The organism is Halocynthiibacter sp. (genome assembly GCF_049608145.1).
Lineage (GTDB): Bacteria > Pseudomonadota > Alphaproteobacteria > Rhodobacterales > Rhodobacteraceae > Halocynthiibacter.
Map to the genome: position 1 here is coordinate 252 of NZ_JBMYXF010000129.1, position 290 is coordinate 541.

Sequence of the window (290 nt, forward strand, 5' to 3'; positions counted from 1 at the left end):
TTGCCCATAAGAATGTCGATCAGATGCCCGGAGCCAAAGTACTCACCCGTACGCAAGATCGCGGAAAGTGCCTTGCGCACCGCCGTAGTGCCATCAAACACATCGACCGGCGCATCGCACAAATCACAGTTCCCGCAACTCACATTTGTTTCGCCAAAATAAGCCAGCAAAGTCGCGCGACGACAATCCAGGGCTTCGGCAAGTCCGAGCAGGGCGTTCAGCCGAGTGTGATCTGCCGCGCGCCGCTCTGGCGGGGCGAGCCCTTCGTCGATTTGACTGCGGCGCAGGCG

At 59.7% G+C, this 290-nt stretch carries 1 pseudogene; it reads right to left on the minus strand.

The features are described 5' to 3' along the window. Window positions 1–290 (minus strand): annotated as a pseudogene (locus ACPGUT_RS16165) (RecQ family zinc-binding domain-containing protein); the annotation flags it as partial.